Raw genomic sequence first — 17,556 nt, 5'->3', positions numbered from 1 at the left:
ATCGGAACGCGCCACCCGGACGGCGTGGCAAGATCGGGGCATGGCCCTCGTCACCGTCGATGACATCCGCGCCGCCCGGGAGTTGCTGGACGGGGTCGCCGTCCCGACCCCGCTGATCCACTCCCGCGCGCTGTCCGAGGCCATCGGCGGCCCCGTCTTCCTCAAGTGCGAGCACCTCCAGCGGACGGGCTCGTTCAAGATCCGCGGCGCGTACGTGCGGATCGCGCGGCTCAGCGACGCCGAACGGGCCCGCGGCGTCGTCGCGGCCAGCGCGGGCAACCACGCGCAGGGCGTCGCGCTCGCCGCGTCCATGCTCGGCTGCAAGGCGACCGTCTACATGCCCGAGGGCGCGCCGCTGCCGAAGGTCGCCGCGACCAAGGGCTACGGCGCCGAGGTCGAGTTCCCGGGCCCGACCGTGGACGAGTGCCTGGTCGCGGCGCGCAAGCACGCCGACGACACCGGCGCCGTGCTGATCCACCCGTTCGACCACGAGGACGTGGTCGCGGGGCAGGGCACCGTCGGGCTGGAGATCCTCGAACAGTGCCCCGACGTCCGGACGGTCGTCGGCGCGGTCGGCGGCGGCGGGCTGATGTCCGGCGTCGCGGTCGCGCTCAAGGGCGAGAGCGACGACGTCAAGGTGGTCGGGGCGCAGGCCAAGCGCGCCGCCGCGTTCCCGGCCTCGCTCGCCGCCGGGCGCCCGACCCGGGTGGAGGTGCAGCCCACGATGGCCGACGGGATCTCCGTCGGCTGCCCCGGCGACCTCACCTACGAGCTGGTGACCGAGCTGGTCGACGCGGTCGTCACCGTCACCGAGGAGTCGATCTCGCAGGCGCTGCTGCTCTGCCTCGAACGCGCCAAGCAGGTCGTCGAGCCCGCCGGAGCCGCCGGGGTCGCCGCGCTGCTGGAGCACTCCTACGCCGTCCGCACGCCGGTCGTCGCGCTGCTGTCGGGCGGCAACATCGACCCGCTGCTGCTGTCGAAGGTGCTGCGGCACGGCCTCGCCGGAACGGGCCGCTACCTCGTCGCGCGCTGCCGCCTGAAGGACCGTCCGGGCGCGCTGGTCGACCTGCTGAGCGAGCTCGCCGGGCTGGGCGTCAACGTGCTGGACGTCATGCACGAGCGCGTCGCGGCCCGCCTGCACGTCGAGGAGGCCGAGGTGCTGATGCACCTGGAGACGCGCGGCGCCGAGCACAGCGAGGACGTCATCGGCCACCTCAGGGACAAGGGCTACACCCTGACCTTCGTCTGACCCTTCCCACGGAACGCGCGGGAGCGTCGTCCCAACGGCGTGCGGCGTGCCGTCCGCGGGGGTGGAGGCCCCGCGAACGGCACGCCGCGGCTCGACGGCCGGTACCGCCCGGTCGTGCTACAGGGAGGGCTTGCCCTCGCTGTGGAGCCAGGTCCTGAAGAGGGCGTCGAGGTTCTTGCCGCTGATCCTCTTGGCGAACGCCTCGAAGTCGGCCGTGGAGGCGTTGCCGCCGCCGTACCGGGCCGGCCACTCCTTCAGCAGGCGGAAGAACGCCCTGTCGCCGATGGCCGTGCGCAGCGCGTGGATCGCCATCGCGCCCCGGTCGTACACCAGGCCGTCGAAGATGCCGTCGCGGCCCGGGTCGGAGACCTTGCCCTTCCAGAGGTCGTCGCTCTCCGGGGTGGCGTAGAGCTCGCCGAAGCTCGTCTGCACCGGCTTGCCCTCGAACTTCTCGGCGTACAGCCACTCGGAGTACGTCGCGAAGCCCTCGTTCAGCCAGATGTCGGCCCACCGCTCCGGCGAGACCGCGTCGCCGAACCACTGGTGGCCCAGCTCGTGCGCCAGCAGGCCGCCGCTCGGGATCGTTCCGGGACGGCGGGTCAGGTCGTAGACGGGGCGGCCCTGGGTCTCCAGCGCGTACCCGACGTTGGCCTTCACCGTGATGCCGCCGGTCGAGCGGAACGGGTAGCGCCCGTACACCGACGCCAGCCAGTCGGTGACCACGCCGGTCTGCTTCTGGAAGTCGGCGGCGAGGCCGGGCTTGGTGCCGAGCGCCTGATCGGTCGCCGTGAGGTTCGGGACGCCGGCCTTGGTACGGCCGCTCACCACGTCGTACCTCCCGATCGCGATCATCGCGAGCTCGCTGGCCATCGGGCTGCGCATCTCCCAGCGCGAGACCGTCCAGCCGCCCTTGGTGCGCTTGCCCTTGAAGTCGCCGTTGGCGAGGGTGGTGAGGTTCTTCGGCGCGGCCAGGGTGAAGGAGTAGGTCGCCTTGTCGGTCGGGTGGTCGTTGACCGGGTAGACCGTGGCGGCGCCGATCGGCTGGTTCAGCATCACGCCGCCGTCGGGGGTCGGGACCCAGCCGGACGTGCCGAGCGTCGCGTCGTCGATCGTCTGCGGCACGCCGGAGTACGCGACGGTCACGGTGAACCTGGAGTTCTTGCGCAGCCCCTTGCGCGGCGTGATGACCAGTTCCTGCGCGCCGCTGCGCGTGTAGGAAGCCTTGCGGCCGTTCACCGCGAGCGCGGAGATCTTCAGCGGGCCCTGGAAGTCGAGGTCGAACCGGGACAGGTTCTGGGTGGCCCGCGCGGTGATCCTGGTGACGGCCTGGATGCCCTTGGTGGCCGGGTCGTACTTCAGGCCGATGTCGTAGTGCGCGACGTCGTACCCTCCGTTGCCCATGTCGGGGAAGTACGGGTCCCCGGCGCCCGGTGCCCCGGGGGTGAACCGGGCGACGGCGGCGGCGTCGGCGGGCACCGCCGACACCATGAGGCCCGCGGTGACGCCGAGCGTCAGCGCGGCCAGAGCTCGGGGGATCTGCTCATGAACCTCGTCCTCGATGTGAAGTCACGTTCGCCCAAGAATTTCGGGTGCCCACCCCGGATTCAAGAGCGAAATGATCTCAAATCGGCCAGTTCAGGACGGGATTTCGGATTGGCGCGGCCGGGCCGGGGTGAACAGCCACGCCTCGAAGAACCGATCGAGCTCCAGCCCCGTCTCCCGCTCGGCCAGCGCCGCGAAGTCGGCGGTCGTCGCGTTCCCGCCCGCGTGCCCGGCCGTCCACGCGCGCAGGATGCCGAAGAACGCGGCGTCGCCCACCCGCGTGCGCAGCACGTGCAGCATCATGGCGGGCCGCGTGTAGACGGCGAACGTGTCGAACATGGCCTTGCGCCCCGGCCTCGCCGGAGGCACCTTCCAGTCGGGGGAGTTCGCGGGGCGGCCGTACGCCTCCTCGAACGTCTTGCGCGCGCTGCGCCCGCCGTGCTGCTCGGTCCAGAGCCATTCGGCGTACGTGGCGAAGCCCTCGTTCAGCCAGATGTCCTGCCACCGCGTGACGCTCACGCTGTCGCCGAACCACTGGTGCGCCAGCTCGTGCACGAGCAGGCCGGTGTCGACGGTGCCGGGGTACGTCGGCCGGTTCTGCGTCTCCAGCGCGTACCCGACCGACGCGTCGTCCAGGATCCCGCCCGTCGAGTCGAACGGGAACGGCCCGAACAGCCGCGCCGCCCACCCCGTCACCGCGCCGGTCGTCCGCTGGAGCCACGCCGGGTCGCGCGTGACGGCCGGGTCCACCGCGGAGATCGTCCGGAGGCCGTCGCGGGTGCGGCCGTCCGCGACCTTGAACTTTCCGATCGCGACCGTCGCCAGGTAGCCCGCCATCGGGCGCGACGACCGCCACCGGAACGTCGTCCGCCCGCCGTGCCGCGCCGGCCTCCCGTCCGGCTCGCCGTTCGCGAGGACGCGCAGCCCCTTCGGCACGCTCACCTTGAGCGCGTACGTCGCCTTGTCGGACGGGTGGTCGTTCAGCGGGAACCACGTCGCCGACCCGGTCGGCTGCGACAGCGTGACGGCGCCGTCGGACGTCGGGATCCAGCCCGTGCGGCCGAGCCCCGGGTCCTTCTCCTGGGCGGGCGAGCCCGCGTACGCCACCTCGGCCGTGAAGCGCGCGCCGGCCGGGATGCCCGCGGGCGGGGTGATCACCAGCTCCTGGCCCCGGCGGGTGAACGAGGCGCGGCGGCCGTCCACGGTCACCGACCGCACCCGGTGGCCCACGAAGTCGAGGTCGAACCGCGACAGGCCCTGCCGCGCGGTCGCGGTCACCCTCGTCCGGCCCGCGATCCGCCGGCCGCGGGGCGTGTAGGCGAACGCGATGTCGTAGTGCTCGACGTCGTAGCCGCCGTTCCCGGCGTTCGGGAAGTACGGGTCGCCGACGCCGGGCGCGCCCGGCGCGAACATCGGCGCCCGCGCCGCGATCGCCGTCGTCCTCACCGGCGGCGGCACGGTCGGGGGCGCGGTCGCGCACCCGGCCGCCGCCGGGACGAGCAGCAGCGCGGCGGCGCGCTCGGACGCCCGGACGGGGCGCGGCCGCCGCGTCCCGTGAACCTGCCTGACGCGCCGGGAATCCCGGATCCGCTGGGTCACCACTTGCTCGGACGTCCCTTCGTGTAGAGCCAGACGTTGAACAGCGGGCCGAGGTCCCGGCCCGCCACGCGCTCGGCGAGCGCGGTGAACTGCGGTGTCGTCGCGTTCGACCCGCGCCGTTCCGCCGCCCACGTCCGCAGGATCGTGAAGAACGCCTCGTCGCCCACCCGCTCGCGGAGCGCCTGGAGGCACATCGCGCCCCGGACGTAGACGGAGAGGCCGAACAGGGAGTCCCGCTCCGGCCGCCCCGGCGGCGGGGTGAAGACCGGCGACCCGGGCGGCTGGGCCAGGTACCGCCGGAAGACCGTCCGCGCCCGCGTCCCGCCGGTGTGCTCGCGCCACATCCACTCGGCGTACGTGGCGAAGCCCTCGTTCAGCCAGACGTCCTGCCAGCGGGCCAGGCTCACGCTGCCGCCGAACCACTGGTGCGCCAGCTCGTGCACCACGAACCCGGCGTCGGGCGCGAACCCCGCGTACACCGGCCGTTCCTGGGTCTCCAGCGCGTAGTCGAGCGGCGGGTCGTCCACGATCCCGCCCGCCGTCGCGAACGGGTACGGCCCGAACACGCCCGTCGCCCACGTCAGCGCCCTGACCGTCGTCCGGTGCAGGCCCGCGCCCGCCCGCGCGAAGCCCGGGTCCACCGCGGTGATCACCGGGACGCTCCCGGCCCGGCTCCGCCGCACGGTGAACCGCCCGATCGCGATCATCGCCAGGTAGCTCGCCATCGGCGCGCTCTCCACCCACCGGTAGGCGGTCGCCGCGCCGCGCGCCGCCGTCCCGGCCGGACGGCCGCTCGCGAGGACGCGCAGCCCCTTCGGGACGGTGACGTCGAACGCGTAGGTCGCCTTGTCGGACGGATGGTCGTTCGCCGGGAACCAGGTCGGCGCCCCGTCCGGCTCGGCCAGCACGACCGCGCCGTCCCGCGTCGGCACCCACCCGTACGTGCCGAACGCCGCGCTCCGCATCGGCCGCGGACGGCCCGCGTACCGGACCCTGACCGTGAACGCCGCGCCGGACGGCAGCGCGGCCGCGGGCGTGACGACCAGCTCCTGGCCCTCCCGGCGGAACGCGGCGCGGCGGCCGTTCACCAGGACCGACGACACCCGCGGCCCCCGGAAGTCGAGATCGAAGCGCGAAAGCCGCTGCGTGGCACGCGCCGTGATCGTCACCGCGGCGTCGATCACGGCGTCCCGGCCCGCGTTCCGGCCTGGGGTGGGGGCGGTGAGGGGCTTGTAGGTGAGGGCGATGTCGTAGTGGGCGACGTCGTAGCCGCCGTTCCCGGCGTTCGCGAAGTAGCGGTCGCCCGCGCCGGGCGCGCCCGGGACGCCGCGTGCGGGCTTCGGAGCGGGCGCGGGAGCGGCGGACGCGGCGGCGGCGCCGGCCCACGACGCGAGCAGCGCCGCGGCCCCCACCAGCGCGGTCGCGCGTCCCCGAGGCCCGTTCATCCTGCCAACGTTGCAGGCCCGCCGCGCGGAACGTCGCACCGAATGGGCGCGCTTTCCCGACTGATTGCCCGTCGTTCACCCTGCCTGGGGCAGGGCGACGCCGCGACGGGCGACGGGCGACGGGCGGCGACGGCGGCGGCCGAGCGGGGGTCAGCGCGGCGGGCGGCCCCGCTCGAACAGCCACGCCTTGAAGAACGGGTCGAGCTTCTGCCCGGACACGCGGTCGGCGACCTCGATGAACTGCCGGGTCGTGCCGGTCGAGTGCCGCCGTTCGCGGCTCCAGGTCTTCAGGACCGCCATGAACTTCGCGTCCCCGATCTTCTTGCGCAGCGCGTGCAGCGTCATGCCGCCCCGGTCGTACACCGACCGCCCGAACATCTGCGCGCGCCCCGGGTTGCCCGTCGGGACGTCCCACAGCTCGCGGTTGCCGGGATCGCCGTACAGCTCGTCGAAGTGCTCCTGCGTGGACTTGCCGCCGCTCTTCTCGTCCCACATCCACTCGGCGTACGTGGCGAAGCCCTCGTTCAGCCAGATGTCCTGCCAGCGGGTCAGGCTCACGCTGTCGCCGAACCACTGGTGCGCCAGCTCGTGCGCGACGATCGTCTCGTCCACGCCGAACGCGCCGTACACCGGCCGCGTCTGGGTCTCCAGCGCGAAGCCCACCGACGCGTCGTCGATCAGCCCGCCGGTCGAGGAGAACGGGTACGGCCCGAACCGGCGCACCCACTCGTCGGTGATCTCGGCGTTCTTGGCGTGGAAGGAGTCGAGGTCGACGCCGCTGACGTGCGGGTCGACGGCCGTGATGACGGGGATGCCGCCCGGCGTCCTGCCCGTCCGCACCCCGAACCGGCCGACGTCGACCGTCGCGAGGTACGTCGCCATAGGCTCCTTCACCCGCCACGTGCTCGTCGTCGTCTCGCGCGCGGCGACCGGGGCGGCGGCCGGGACGACGGACGGGTCTCCCGCGCCGCCCGGGGGCGCCGACGGGCCGCCGGGCGGCGCGCCCGGGTCGGCGGGCGAACCGCCGGAGCCCCCGAGCCGCCGCCGTCGCCGCCGTTGCCGCTCGGCGCGCCGGAGGACGGCTCGCCGTTGGCGATCGCGGTGAGCCCCTTCGGCACGGTGATCTGGAAGTCGAACGTGGCCTTGTCGCTCGGATGGTCGTTGCTCGGGAACCAGGTGTGCGCCCCGCTCGGCTGGCACGCGACGAACACGCCGTCGGACGTGCGGATCCAGCCGTACTTGCCGAGGATCGGGTCCGACACGGGCTTCGGCGTGCCCGAGTAGCGCACCACGACGGTGAACTCGGCGCCCTTCGCCAGGGGCTTCGGCGCGGTGACCTCCAGCTCGTCCCCGTCGCGCCGCTGCCGCGCCGCCGCGCCGTCCACCGTCACCCCGGCGACGTCGAGGCCGGTCAGGTCGAGGTTGAAGCGGCTGAGCCGCTCGGTCGCGGTCGCGGTGATCTCGGCGGTGCCGTCCAGCTCCCTGGCGCCGCCGGGCGTGATCGCGAGCTTCAGGCCGTAGTGCCGGACGTCGTACCCGCCGTTGCCGTTGCCCGGGACGTACGGGTCGCCGATGGACCCCTGCCCCGCCGGACCGGACGCGCCCGGCGGCGGCGCCGGGGCGGACGCGGACGGCCCGCCCCCGTTCCCGTTCCCGCCGGACGACGAGCAGGCCGCCAGCGAACCCGCCACGGCGACCGCGGCCAGCCCCGCCACGCCCCGGAACACGCCCCGCGAGACGGCATGGGGAGCGGCCCGCCGTGCGGTGTGCGGGCCTGGGCGTCGAGCGGCCTCCGGGCCTGGGCGCGGGCCGTCGCCCGACGCGGGTCGGGAGGCGGGACGGCGCTGGTCGGTCGAGCTCGCGGCCTGGTTCACGCCGCCCAGCCTGCCCGTGCACGGGCGCGGTCAGCAACCCGGAAAGCCCCCGCCGGGCCCGTCCCCACCGCCGAACGGCCCGGGGTCAGCGGCCCGCGTACGGGTCGGGTTCGTCCGGCGGGGCCTTCGCGACCACCGTCCGCGCGACCTTGTCGTGCAGGGCCTGCCTGCGCGGATCCCACAGGATCCACAGGATGTCGATCAGCCCGATGCAGCCGCAGAAGCCGCCGAGCACGCTGTAGAACGCCGCGCGACCCGCCGCCTGCCCGTTGCTCACCGGCCCGCGGTCCTCCTGCCGGACGACCCGGATGCGCAGCAGCTTCTTCCCGAGCGTCTGGCCCCACTTGGCCGTCATCAGCCAGAAGTAGAGGAACCCGATGATGACGCCGATCGCGTTGCCGCCCCACTGCCCGCCGCCCCCGTCCCAGGACGACCCGTCGTCCGGCGGGTCGAACACCCGTCCCCAGTCGACGAACGGCAGCGAGACCAGCCCGGACACGACGCCCAGGATGATCCCGTCGATGATGCCCGCGCCCAGGCGCGCCCACCTGCCGGCGAGTCCCGCCGCCGGATCGACGTAGCCGCCGGGCCCGCCTCCGTACCCGGGCAGCCCGCCGTACGGAGGCGGCTGCTCGCCGTACCCCGGCTGCCCGCCGTACCCGGGCTGTCCGCCGTAGGGCGGCTGCTCGCCGTAGGCTGGCTGGCCGTACCCCGGTTGCTGCCCGTACGCGCCGGGCTGCCCGCCCTGGCCGCCGTACGGGGACGGCTGCTCCCCGTACCCCGGCTGCTGCTGCCCGCCGTACCCCGGCTGCTCGCCGTACGGCTGTCGGGGCTGCCCGCTGCCGTGACCGGGCTGGCCCCCGTACGGCGGGGGCTGCTGCTCCTGCCCCGGCTGCCCCTCGGGCCGGCGCGGCTGCTCGCCGTACGGCTGCTGCTGTCGGCCCCGGTCCTGGTCGGGCTCGTCCGGCTGTCCCCCGGGCGCGGGGTCGTTCGGCGGTTGCGTCATGCCGTCAAAGTGGGCTCAGGGGAAGCCCCGCAAACGCCGCCGCGCCCGGGTCGGGCGAATATTTGCCCTGCACAGGCCAAGAATTGCCGCCGTTCCAGAACGGAACGGGAAGGGGCTAAGACCGGCGAAAGCGCGGCGGCGTCACGGCCGGGCGTACGGGTTCGGCGCCCACGAACCGGCCTTGACCACCACCGTCTTGGCGGCCTTGTCGTGCAGGGCCTGCCGCCGTTCGTCCCACAGGATCCACGCGTTGTCGAGCAGCCCGGCGACGCTGGCGAGCAGCCCGACGGCGCCGACCACGTTCAGCAGGCCCGACAGGATGGCCAGCCCGTAGACGAACGCCTGCCGTCCCGCCGCCTGCCCCCAGCTCACCGCGAGATGGTCGTCCGCCCGGACGACGCGGATCCCGGCGGCGCGCTTGCCGACCGTCTGCCCCCACTTCGCGTGCTGCACCGTGTAGTAGGCGAAGCCCAGCACGAACGCGACCGCGTACCCGGCGAGCAGCCTCGGGATGTTGTAGACGTCGGCCGGGTCCGACATCGACTCGCCCGATTCGGCCATGTCCGCCATCCGGTCCCAGCGGATCGCCTGGAGGATGAACGGGATCGACACGACGAAGATGATGAGCCCGTCCAGCACCGCCGCGCCGAGCCGAGCCCACCGGCCGGCGTACAGCGCCTTCTGGTCGACGTAGCCGGGCGGGCCGTACGCGGGCTGCCCCCCGTACCCCTGCTGGCCGGGCCCGGGCGGCGCGTACCCCGGCTGCCCGTACACGGGTTGCTGCCCGTAGGGAGGCTGGCCCTGCGCGGGGTCTGCCCTGGAGCCGGGGGCCCGCCGGGGGCGACGGGAGGCTGCTGTCCGGGGGCGGGCGGCCCGTAGCCGGGCTTCTCGCCGTACGCGCCCTGGTAGGGAGGCGGACGGTCGGCGGGCTCGTCCGGAGGGCTCCAGTCGGGCGACGAGGGGCCGGGGTCCTGCGGTGGCTGGGTCATGCCGCCCCATTGTGCTGTCTGACGGCCGCCTCCGGAACCGGCGGCCCACGAGGTCAGCGCCCTACCCGACGGCTCCCGGACGGCCGGCGCGCGTCCGCCGCCGGCGTGGGACGGCACCCGGAGACGGCTCCCTGGTCAGTCTGTACAGTCGTTCGCGAACCGGCCGGGCAATGTGCGCAGTGCTCGGCCGGGCACCGGCAGGACGGCGCGGAGGGCGGCGGGGTGGCGATCGACGAACTGGACGGGCGGCTGATCGAGCTGTTCGCGGCCGAGCCCCGCATCGGCGTGCTGGAGGCGTCCCGGCGGCTCAGGGTCGCGCGCGGAACCGTCCAGGCCCGGCTGGACCGGCTGGCGCGCGCCGGAGTGATCCGCGGCTTCGGCCCCGAGATCGACGCGGCGGCGCTCGGCTACGGCGTCACCGCGTTCGTCACGTTGCAGATCCGGCAGGCGGGCGGGCACGACCCGGTCGCCGAACGGCTCGCCGCCGTCCCCGAGGTGATCGAGGCGCACACCATCACCGGCGGCGGCGACATGCTGTGCCGCGTCGTCGCCCGCAGCAACCAGGACCTCCAGCGCGTCATCGACGTGATCGTGGACGTCCAGGGGGTGGAACGGGCCTCGTCGGTGATCTCCCTCGCCACCCAGGTCCCGTACCGCACCCTCCCCCTCGTCCGCGCCGCCGCCGCACCGCCCACCGCCCGCCGCGAGCCTTCTTCCGCCCCCGTCGCGCGACGGCCGTGAGACGCCCGCCCCGCCGCCCCGCCCACCGCACGCCGCACGTCTTCCGCGCCCGTCGCGCGACGGCCGTGAGACGCCCGCGCCCCGCCCCGCCCACCGCACGCCGCACGTCTTCCGCGCCAGTCGCGCGACGGCCGTGAGACGCCCGCGCCCCGCCCCGCCCACCGCAGGTCTTCCGCGCCCGTCGCGCGACGGCCGTGAGACGCCCGCGCCCCGCCCCGCCGTCCGCGTACGGCTTCCGTGAGGGCTCGCCGTAACGGCTCCGGCGCCCGTGAGGACCGGATGGCCGTGAAACGCAGCGGTCCGCCGCCCCGGGCGAGGGGCGGCGGACCGGACGATCTCCCGGCGCGTGCGGGCGCGGTGGCCCGGAGGCGGGTCAGTTGCCGCCGTAGGGGGTGGCGTCGATGATCTCGACGGTCATGCTGCGCCCGTTGGGCAGCGTGTAGGAGGCCTTGGCGCCGACCTTCTTGCCGTTGATCGCCGCGCCCAGCGGGGACTTGGGGGAGTAGACGTCTATCGGGGCGCCGCTCTCCTCGCGGGAGGCCAGCAGGAAGGTGACCTCTTCGTCGTCGCCCTCGAAGGCGACCGTGACGGTCATGCCGGGGCCGACGGTGCCCTCGGTGCGGGGCGCCTCGCCGACGCGGGCGTTCTCCAGGATGCTCTGGAGCTGGATGATCCGCCCCTCGATCTTGCCCTGTTCCTCCTTGGCCGCGTGGTAGCCGCCGTTCTCGCGCAGGTCCCCTTCCTCCCGCGCCGCCTCGATCTTCTGAGCGATCTCGATGCGGCCCGGGCCCGACAGGTGGTCCAGCTCAGCCTTGAGCCGGTCGTACGCCTCCTGGGTCAGCCAGGTGACGTTGTCAGCGCGGGTCTCGGTCACGGGTACTCCTCATCCACATGTTGCGATCTTCGCTCGCCCGGGGAGGGAGAGCGCCACATCGACATGAAGTGCGGCCGGGTGAAACCTCTAGCCTATCCGGTGTGTGCGGGTAAAGGTTCCCTGAAGCGCTCGCCCGCAACCAGCCAAAGCGTCCCGCCTCCACCGGGCCGTCCGCCCGTCGCGGCGGGCCCGTTCACACCTTCCGGCAGTCCCGCACGCGGGCCCCGGTGGCGCGCTTCGGGGTCTGGAGCGTGTCGGTCCTCGACATCTTGGACGACCCGGCCGGCAGCGTCACGTCGTGCTGCGCGAGCACCACCAGGTCGGTGTCGTAGGCGTCCACCGTGCAGCGCACCGTGTCGTCCCCGGCCTTGGCCACCGAGTAGCTGACCTTGACGGAGGTGTCGTTCAGCACCTCGTAGGCGATGGTCTGGGCCGCGATGCCCGGGGTCTGCCCCACGTGCGCGAACACGAACGCGAACCCGCCCGCGCACACGGCGGCGACCAGTCCGATCACGATGTAGCCCAGCCTCCCGCGGCGCTTCTCGGTGATCGGTGGTGCTGGCACGCTCGTGGCCATGGCGGGGAATCTCCGTGCGGTGTGCGGACGTTGTCAGGGACAATTCTCTTCTGTCGTGGCGCGTGCTCCGCACCGGGGTCCGCTCCCGCAGTCGGTAGAGCTTGCTGAGAGGGAGATCCCCAGGTGTCCGAGCCCATCCACGGTACGACGCTCGACCCGTCCGGACCGGCCGCGCCGCTCCGGCTGATGGCGGTGCACGCCCACCCGGACGACGAGTCGAGCAAGGGCGCGGCCACGATGGCCCGGTACGTCGCCGAGGGCGTCGAGGTCCTCGTGGTCACCTGCACCGGCGGCGAGCGCGGCGACATCCTCAACCCCGCGATGGACCGCCCGGAGGTCAAGGCCGACATCGGCAAGGTCCGCGAGGAGGAGATGGCGCGGGCCCGCGAGATCCTGGGCGTCTCGCAGCGCTGGCTCGGGTTCGTCGACTCGGGCTTCCCGGAGGGCGACCCGCTGCCGCCCCTCCCCGAAGGCTGCTTCGCCCTCGAACCGCTGGAGACGGCCACCGAGCCCCTCGTCCGCGCCGTCCGCGAGTTCCGCCCGCACGTGATCCTGACGTACGACGAGAGGGGCGGCTACCCGCACCCCGACCACGTCAAGTGCCACGAGGTGTCGGTCGAGGCGTTCGAGGCGGCGGGCGACCCCGAGCGCTACCCCGAGGCGGGCGAGCCCTGGCAGCCGTTGAAGCTCTACTACCACATGACGTTCACCCGCGAACGGATGGTCGCGCTCAACGCCGCGATGAAGAAGGCCGGCCTGGAGTCGCCCTACGACGAGTGGCTCCAGCGCCACGACGACGGCGAACCGCCCCGCTGGGACGTCACGACCCGCGTCCCCTGCGCCGACCACTTCGAGACCCGCGACCAGGCTTTGCTGGCGCACGCCACCCAGATCGACCCCAACGGGTTCTGGTTCGTGTGCCCACTGGACGTCCAGCGCGAGGCTTGGCCGACCGAGGACTACCATTTGGCCAGGTCCCTGGTCGACACCGAGCTGCCGGAGGACGACCTGTTCGCCGGTATTCGGGAGAAGGTGTCTCTGTAGTGCTTCCACTCGCCGCCGTAGCGATTCCCCTCAACAACGACACGGTCAGCCCCGGCTTCCTGGGCTTCGGGGTGTTCATCGCCCTGGCCGTCGTCACGTTCTTCCTGATCCGCTCCATGAACAAGCAGATCAAGAAGATCCAGGCCCCAAGGAGGCCGACCTCAAGCAGCAGGAGTGGGAACGAGCCCAAGCCGCCAAGTCCGGCAAGGTCCCCGCCCCCGCCAACCCGACAAGGGACGAGACCGACACCTGACCCCGCGTCCCCATGATCTCCCGCCCCTCCGGCGGGAGATCGTCGCGTTATGGGCTCTGCCACCGGCGACAATGCTCACGGCAGAGCCCACAGGCACCCAGCGGCTCAAAACCGATTCAGTTCACCCGCGCTCAAGCGAGGTCGTACGCTCCCCGCTTAACGCGGTCGGCGAGCGTCCGCCAGCCACCCGGCGTGATCGTGAGCATCGGGCCGTCCGGGTTCTTGGAGTCGCGGACGGCGACACCGCCGCCAAGATCCGCGACTTCAACGCAATTTCCCTCGCTGCTGCTTTGCCGTGGCTTGCGCCAACAGTGCTCGTCGGTATCAAAGGGGGGCGTGCTCTTCACAGTTCTCTTGCCACCTTCTCGATCAGTTTGATCGAGGCTTGAGTAGGGAGCGCCGAGGCGCGCAGGTGTTCGTAGACCAGCCTATGCCTGTTGACGTCCCTCGGCTCCTCCAGGTACATGCCGCCTGTGAGGCTGTCCAGGTAGACGATTCCGAGATCCGTGGGCTCGGGGAAGGTCAGGAGCACGAACGTGCCCGCGTTGGCCGCGTGCGCGCCCACGTCGAACGGGAGCACCTGGAGGTTGACGTTCGGCAGATCGGAGCTGAGTTCGACGAGGCGGTGTAGTTGCTCGCGCATCACGTCTATTCCACCGACCCTCTGACGAAGCGCCGCCTCCCCGAGGATGGCCCAAAAGGCGAGCGATGGTTCCCCTTGGTTGAGCACCCGCTGGCGGGCCATCCGTACCGCGACGAACCTCTCCCGCTGCTCTTTGGACTCCTTGACCAGGCTAGCTTCGGCGATCGCCGCCGAGTAACGCTCGGTCTGGAGGAGACCTGGGATCAGTTGCGCCTCGTACGCCCAGATCGACGCCGCGCTCGCCTCCAGACTGATGAAGTCCTGGTAGGGCTCCGCGAGGATGTCTTCATAGTCCTGCCACCAGCCCCGCTTGTTGGCCTGGCGTGCGAGTTCCGCGAGGGCATGGCGCCTGGCCTCGTCCACTCCGTACTCGGAGAGCAACTCGCGGAGCTCCTTCGGGCGCATGCCCCGATGTCCGGTCTCAATACGACTGATCTTGGATCGGTCGCATTCGAGGATCCTCGCGGCGTCCTCCAGCGTCAGTCCCGCCTTGTCCCGCAAGCGGCGTAGCTCCGCGCCGAGCAGGCGACGCCGGACCGTGGGCACCTCGATCATCTCTTCTCCTCTCACCATCCGACAAAAGAATCTTGGCACTAATGCGTATCGCACCATTGCGAATCGCGCTGCGGTGCGTAATTCTGTGCTCACACGATGCCACCAAGAGCGTGCGGGTGGTGGTGGAACGGCGACCGGAGGTGGCGAGCCATGGCGGGACCTGTGGAGGACCGGCGAGCGGGCGGGGCGGCGGTGGCGGACCGGCTGGCCTGCGGTGATTTCCTGCCGGTGATGTGCTGGAGGTGGGGGTTTCCCGGGCGGCCGGACCAGGTGGCTCAGGTGCGTGAGATCTCGCGGCCGCTTCTGGCCGGGCATCCGCTGGAAGGGGACATCCTCCTCGTGCTGTCGGAGTTGCTGTCCAACGCGATCCGGCACACCCGCAGCGCCCGGCCGGGTGGCCTGGTGGTCACAGAGGTCCGGCGGTGGAGGCGGGGCGTCGCCGTCGCGGTCATCGACCAGGGCGGGCCGAACGAGCCCGTTCTCCGGACGGCGGGGGAGACGCTCGACGCCTTCGCGGAGGGAGGGCGTGGGCTTCTGACGGTGGATGCGTACGCGACCTGGTGGCGATGGCATGGGGATGCGCGTAGTCGTACGGTCACCGCGTTCTTCTTGAGGTGAGGGCGGTACGGGGCGCGGGTTGGATCTTCTCGGGGCCGGGGAGGACTCCAGCGTGTGCGCCAACTTCCAGGACGCCTACCAGGGCCTTTCGGTAGACGTCGCGCGGTTGTTCCGGCTGCTCGGCCTGCTCCCTGAGGGATCGTTCGAGGTCGGTGCCGCCGCGGCTCTCGCGGGCGCGTCCGAGGACGCCGTACGGGAGGCGCTGGGGGCTCTGGACGATCGCACCCTCATCGTCAAGGACGGCGAACGGTTCCGCTTGGACGACGCGCTGCGTGATCGGGCGCGGGAACGGGTGGAGGCTGAGGAGTCCCCAGAGGAACGGGACGCGGCGTTGCGGCGCGTTCTGGATTGGTATCTCGCGGCGGCCGACGATGCTGCGCGCAGTGGCGACCGGCGCGCCGAGTGTCATATGCGTGTCCGAGCCGGGCAAGCGCTCCTTGATCTCGGGCGTGACGAGGACGCTGAACGGGAGGTCCGGACGGCGCGCGACATCGCGCGCGACGCGCGCCACAAGGCGGGCGAGGCCGCCGCGAACGAGGCGTTGGGGCTGGTCCTGGCCCGCCGGGGACGTTGGCGGGAGGCCGTTGAGGCGCTGGAGGCCGCGGTCGCGCTGGCCGAGGAAGGCGGCGACGCCCGCGCGGTCCTGCTGGTACGGCACGCGTTGGGGCGCGCGGTCTGCGGGTCGGGCGATCACGAGCGGGCGATCGGGCTGCTCCAGCCGTTGCCGAACGAGTTCCTGGCGCTCGACCGGCCCGACCCCTACAACCGGGGCCGGGTCCTGACGAGTCTCGGCGAGGCGTACCTCAGGACGGGGCGTCCCGAGACGGCGATCGACTTCTTCGGGCAGGCCATGGACATCATGCGCGGGCAGGACGCCGTGTCGCGGCAGGCGGAGCTGTGGAACCACCTCGCCGACGCGGCGCGGGACCGCGATGATCGTGACGCCGAACGCGCCGCCCGCGCCAAGGCCGAGGCGCTGGGCGGCCGGGGCTGAGGCTCAGACCTTGCGGTGGTCCCAGCTGACCACGCGGTCGGGCTCCATGACGATCAGGACGCGCTTGGCCAGGGCCTGCTCGATGCCCTCGGCGACCACGGGGTCGATCGGCTCGCCGATCTTCGGGACGGGCAGTCCGGCCATGCGGGAGCCGACGACCAGGCCGACCTTCGACCGCTCGGCGGGGTCCTCGATGACCAGGCCGCGGCCGTAGAGGGCGACGCCGCGCAGTTCGGCGTACTCGACGCCGTCCTCGACCAGGCACGTCATCGTCGGGTCGCGGCGCAGGTTCAGGACCTTCTGCGAGGACTTGTACGTGGTGAAGGCGATCTTGCCGTCCAGCAGCGCGTAGAACATCGTGACCAGGTGCGGCCCGCCGTCCTTGCCGAGGGTGGCGACCTGGACCTTGAAGTTGTCCGCGAGGTACGCGGCGACCTCGTCCGGCGACATCTTGATCTTGTCTCGCTTGCTGCCCGCCACGGGCTCTCCTTCGCTCGGTCCGCTTGGTCGCGCCCGGGATCAGAATAGCGTTCGGTCCACGGGCGGGCCCGGCGGCGGCGGGACGGGGCGCGTTCGCGGGATCATGGCGGGATGTCGGTGCGCGATCTCGTCGTCCTCGGCTCCGCCAGCGCGGTGCCGACCAAGGCCCGCAACCACAACGGCTACCTGCTGCGCTGGGACGGGCAGGGCCTGCTGTTCGACCCCGGGGAGGGGACGCAGCGGCAGATGGTCCGCGCGGGCGTCTCGGCGCACGACCTGACGTGGCTCTGCGTCACGCACTTCCACGGCGACCACTGCCTCGGCGTGCCCGGCGTCGTCCAGCGCATCGCGCGCGACGGCGTCTCCCACCGGGTGGACGCGGCGTTCCCCGCGAGCGGCGCGGAGTACTGGGAACGGCTCCGGCACGCGGCGGTGTTCCGCGACACCGACGTGATCCGCGCCCGGCCCGTCTCCGGCGAGCGCGCGGACCTCGACACGGGCGGCGCGCCGTTCACCCTGACGGCGCGCAGGCTCTCGCACCCCGTCGAGGCGTACGGCTACCGCCTCGAAGAACCTGACGGGGTGACGATGCTGCCCGCCGAACTCGACGCGCGCGGCGTCCGGGGCCCGCTGGTCGGACGGCTCCAGGCGGACGGCGCGGTGACCGCCCCGACGGGCGGACGGTCACGCTGGAGGAGTGCAGCGTGCGGCGGCCGGGGCAGAAGTTCGCGTTCGTGATGGACACGCGGCTCTGCGACGGCGTCCGCGAGCTGGCGGACGGCGCCGACATGCTGGTCATCGAATCGACGTTCCTGGACGAGGACGCGGCGCTCGCCGAGGAGTACGGGCACCTGACGGCCGGGCAGGCAGGACGCGTCGCGGCGGACGGCGGCGTGCGGCGGCTCGTCCTGACGCACTTCTCCGAGCGCTACCGGGAAGAGGACGAGCACCGCTTCGTCGAGCAGGCGGCCGACGCGTTCTCGGGGGACATCGTGCTCGTCCACGACCTCGACCGCATCGAGATGCCCGCGCGCCGCCGGGGCTGACCGCTCTTGGGCGGTATTTGCCGCGCG

At 72.7% G+C, this 17,556-nt stretch carries 18 protein-coding genes and 1 pseudogene; 7 read left to right on the top strand and 12 right to left on the bottom strand.

Features of this window, described 5'->3' with window-relative positions; translation table 11 throughout:
- Positions 1 to 40 precede the first annotated feature (40 nt).
- Positions 41 to 1,249, top strand: a complete 1,209-nt coding sequence (gene ilvA, locus GEV43_RS07830; protein ID WP_160820103.1) for a threonine ammonia-lyase — start codon at positions 41 to 43, stop codon at positions 1,247 to 1,249.
- Positions 1,250 to 1,366: 117 nt separating this feature from the next.
- Here ilvA and GEV43_RS07825 read toward each other — a convergent pair whose 3' ends face one another.
- The 7 genes from GEV43_RS07825 to GEV43_RS07800 form a co-directional block, all read right to left on the bottom strand.
- Complete coding sequence (locus tag GEV43_RS07825; RefSeq protein WP_160820102.1) at positions 1,367 to 2,737, bottom strand: M1 family metallopeptidase; 1,371 nt, start codon at positions 2,735 to 2,737, stop codon at positions 1,367 to 1,369.
- 147 nt (positions 2,738 to 2,884) lie between these two features.
- A complete protein-coding gene (locus GEV43_RS07820; protein ID WP_309239515.1) occupies positions 2,885 to 4,390 on the bottom strand; it encodes a M1 family metallopeptidase in 1,506 nt (501 codons plus the stop codon).
- The gene (locus tag GEV43_RS07815; RefSeq protein WP_160820101.1) at positions 4,387 to 5,835 is read right to left on the bottom strand and encodes a M1 family metallopeptidase; all 1,449 of its coding nucleotides are present in this window, start codon (positions 5,833 to 5,835) and stop codon (positions 4,387 to 4,389) included. The genes GEV43_RS07820 and GEV43_RS07815 overlap by 4 nt, the downstream gene beginning before the upstream one ends.
- Positions 5,836 to 5,985: 150 nt before the next feature.
- Positions 5,986 to 6,717: a M1 family metallopeptidase gene (locus GEV43_RS49690; protein ID WP_164717180.1), complete on the bottom strand. Its 732-nt coding sequence runs from the start codon at positions 6,715 to 6,717 to the stop codon at positions 5,986 to 5,988.
- Between the two features lie 8 nt (positions 6,718 to 6,725).
- Positions 6,726 to 7,550 (bottom strand): hypothetical protein, encoded by an 825-nt coding sequence (locus GEV43_RS49685; protein ID WP_309239514.1) that lies wholly within the window; start codon positions 7,548 to 7,550, stop codon positions 6,726 to 6,728.
- A 244-nt stretch (positions 7,551 to 7,794) separates the two neighbouring features.
- Positions 7,795 to 8,715: an RDD family protein gene (locus GEV43_RS07805; protein WP_160820100.1), complete on the bottom strand. Its 921-nt coding sequence runs from the start codon at positions 8,713 to 8,715 to the stop codon at positions 7,795 to 7,797.
- A 141-nt stretch (positions 8,716 to 8,856) separates the two neighbouring features.
- Positions 8,857 to 9,489, bottom strand: coding sequence for an RDD family protein (locus GEV43_RS07800; protein WP_160820099.1), 633 nt, complete (start codon positions 9,487 to 9,489; stop codon positions 8,857 to 8,859).
- A 437-nt stretch (positions 9,490 to 9,926) separates the two neighbouring features.
- Here GEV43_RS07800 and GEV43_RS07795 point away from each other — a divergent pair, with 437 nt between their 5' ends.
- Entirely contained in the window at positions 9,927 to 10,445 is a 519-nt protein-coding gene (locus GEV43_RS07795) for an Lrp/AsnC family transcriptional regulator (protein WP_160820098.1), read from the top strand.
- Positions 10,446 to 10,818: 373 nt separating this feature from the next.
- On the opposite strand, the gene greA is transcribed toward GEV43_RS07795, so the two are convergent.
- Both greA and GEV43_RS07785 read right to left on the bottom strand, forming a co-directional pair.
- Positions 10,819 to 11,319 carry a transcription elongation factor GreA gene (greA, locus tag GEV43_RS07790; protein WP_160820097.1) on the bottom strand — a complete coding sequence of 167 codons (501 nt, stop codon included), beginning with the start codon at positions 11,317 to 11,319 and terminating at the stop codon, positions 10,819 to 10,821.
- A gap of 193 nt (positions 11,320 to 11,512) precedes the next feature.
- A complete protein-coding gene (locus tag GEV43_RS07785) occupies positions 11,513 to 11,896 on the bottom strand; it encodes a DUF4307 domain-containing protein (protein ID WP_160820096.1) in 384 nt (127 codons plus the stop codon).
- Between the two features lie 186 nt (positions 11,897 to 12,082).
- Between GEV43_RS07785 and mca the strand changes: the two genes are divergently transcribed.
- Positions 12,083 to 12,940, top strand: a complete 858-nt coding sequence (mca, locus tag GEV43_RS07780; protein WP_160824378.1) for a mycothiol conjugate amidase Mca — start codon at positions 12,083 to 12,085, stop codon at positions 12,938 to 12,940.
- Positions 12,940 to 13,209: a hypothetical protein gene (locus GEV43_RS07775; RefSeq protein ID WP_160820095.1), complete on the top strand. Its 270-nt coding sequence runs from the start codon at positions 12,940 to 12,942 to the stop codon at positions 13,207 to 13,209. The genes mca and GEV43_RS07775 overlap by 1 nt, the downstream gene beginning before the upstream one ends.
- A 115-nt stretch (positions 13,210 to 13,324) precedes the next feature.
- Here the strand turns inward: GEV43_RS07775 and GEV43_RS07770 are convergent, their stop codons facing one another.
- Positions 13,325 to 13,540, bottom strand: a complete 216-nt coding sequence (locus tag GEV43_RS07770) for a DUF397 domain-containing protein (protein ID WP_160820094.1) — start codon at positions 13,538 to 13,540, stop codon at positions 13,325 to 13,327.
- Positions 13,537 to 14,391, bottom strand: coding sequence for a helix-turn-helix transcriptional regulator (locus GEV43_RS07765; RefSeq protein ID WP_160820093.1), 855 nt, complete (start codon positions 14,389 to 14,391; stop codon positions 13,537 to 13,539). The genes GEV43_RS07770 and GEV43_RS07765 overlap by 4 nt, the downstream gene beginning before the upstream one ends.
- Before the next feature lie 150 nt (positions 14,392 to 14,541).
- On the opposite strand from GEV43_RS07765, the gene GEV43_RS07760 reads away from it, so the two are divergent.
- Positions 14,542 to 15,009, top strand: coding sequence for an ATP-binding protein (locus tag GEV43_RS07760; protein WP_160820092.1), 468 nt, complete (start codon positions 14,542 to 14,544; stop codon positions 15,007 to 15,009).
- 19 nt (positions 15,010 to 15,028) lie between these two features.
- Positions 15,029 to 16,003 (top strand): tetratricopeptide repeat protein, encoded by a 975-nt coding sequence (locus GEV43_RS07755; protein WP_160820091.1) that lies wholly within the window; start codon positions 15,029 to 15,031, stop codon positions 16,001 to 16,003.
- Between the two features lie 3 nt (positions 16,004 to 16,006).
- Here GEV43_RS07755 and GEV43_RS07750 read toward each other — a convergent pair whose 3' ends face one another.
- Positions 16,007 to 16,483, bottom strand: coding sequence for a pyridoxamine 5'-phosphate oxidase family protein (locus GEV43_RS07750; RefSeq protein ID WP_160820090.1), 477 nt, complete (start codon positions 16,481 to 16,483; stop codon positions 16,007 to 16,009).
- Between the two features lie 111 nt (positions 16,484 to 16,594).
- Between GEV43_RS07750 and GEV43_RS07745 the strand changes: the two are divergent.
- A pseudogene (locus tag GEV43_RS07745) lies at positions 16,595 to 17,529 on the top strand (ribonuclease Z).
- Positions 17,530 to 17,556 lie beyond the last annotated feature (27 nt).

It is taken from the genome of Actinomadura sp. J1-007, assembly GCF_009793335.1.
In the GTDB taxonomy this organism is placed as follows: domain Bacteria; phylum Actinomycetota; class Actinomycetes; order Streptosporangiales; family Streptosporangiaceae; genus Spirillospora; species Spirillospora yumaensis.
This window is presented reverse-complemented; position numbering and strand designations above follow the sequence as displayed.